The sequence below is a fragment of the Nocardia sp. NPDC058497 genome, from assembly GCF_042720195.1.
In the GTDB taxonomy this organism is placed as follows: domain Bacteria; phylum Actinomycetota; class Actinomycetes; order Mycobacteriales; family Mycobacteriaceae; genus Nocardia.
Window position 1 is genome coordinate 1 of record NZ_JBHXMY010000981.1, and the last position, 1,332, is coordinate 1,332.

Here is a 1,332-nt window from a genome sequence, read left to right on the forward strand (position 1 = left end):
GTAGTCGGCCTCGGAACCCCTCGGATTCGTCAGCCGCTCCCTGACATCAGACCCGATCGAGAGGCGTGACCCGATGGCCAATCCCATGATCGAGGGTCGCCGCGCGGACTCCGCCCGGCGCCGACAGCGGGTCATCAAGGCACTCAACACCGCCCACGCCGACGGAGCCTAAATCAGTGTCTCGGCGATCGCGCGAGCCGCAGGTGTCGACCGCACATTCCTCTATCGACACCAGGACCTGCTCGCGCAGATCCACACCGCCCAGGCCGCACCGTCTGCGGGAACCGCGAACACAACCTCGGTGACACGGGAATCGTTGAAGGCCGACCTCGCCAACGCTCAAGCTCGCATTGCCCGCCTGGCCGGCCACAACCAACAGCTGGAACGGAGGCTATCGGCCCTTATGGGTGAGCAGGCATGGCGAGAATCCGGGCTCGGCGCGCCCACCGACATCGATCAGCTCCAGCGGCGCATCACCATGCTCGAACAGCAGGTGGTCGAGCTCACCGGCCAACTCGAGGAACGCGACCAAGAACTCGACGCTGCCCGCGCCGCGAACAGGGATCTGTTCACCAACATGAATCGGCAACGCTGACGAAAAGGGGCCGCCCTCGGCAGAATTCGGGCTGATTTGGCAAATGCCTCAGTCCGGCTAGATGCCTGAGATTGTCACCTTCATGCAAGCTTCGCTTTGAATGGCCCGGTCGGATACGTCCAGTACATTCCGCTGCCAAGTTGTTTCCTCGCCGGCGCAGTTGTGGAAGGGTGGAATGAGGGGGGCGGTCTGCCGAACTCGTCGAAACAGCTTGGCGGGCATAGTGTCCCGCAGTCAGCGACTTGTGGAGGATCTAATTGTCGAGCAGTGGTAGCAACCTTCTCCGTTCGGCTCACGATCTCCAACCGATTATGCTGGACCGGCTCGAACAGCTCGTGAACTGCGAGTCCCCCTCGAACTCGCCTGACGCTCTCGTGTCGTGTGCTGACGTGCTGCAACCCTGGCTGACATCGGCGCTCCAGCGACCGGTGCGTCGAGTGATGGTCGATGATCATGTTCACCTGCTGGCCGAGGCCCGTGAGCCGAAGGTGTTGCTGCTGGGCCATTTCGACACTGTGTGGCCGCTCGGCACGGTTGCGCAGTGGCCGTTTTCGATCACAGGTGACATCGCCGTCGGCCCAGGTATCTTCGATATGAAGGCCGGAATAGTGCAGCTAGTCGCGGCCGTTGAGTTGCTCCTGGACTCAACGCACGTGAGCGTTCTGTTTAACAACCAATTTGAGAACCGGGCGGCGACCACAACAAAAGAAACTAATAACAAAAAGACGCATCCCCAC

At 61.3% G+C, this 1,332-nt stretch carries 2 protein-coding genes; both read left to right on the forward strand.

The window, feature by feature from the left end; translation table 11 throughout:
- The first annotated feature begins 172 nt into the window (after positions 1–172).
- On the forward strand, positions 173–595 hold the full coding sequence (locus tag ACFWPJ_RS33040) for a DUF6262 family protein (RefSeq protein ID WP_378857483.1): 423 nt from the start codon (positions 173–175) through the stop codon (positions 593–595).
- Between the two features lie 440 nt (positions 596–1,035).
- A partial coding sequence (locus tag ACFWPJ_RS33045; RefSeq protein WP_378857485.1) for a M20/M25/M40 family metallo-hydrolase occupies positions 1,036–1,332 on the forward strand: 297 nt, incomplete at its 3' end.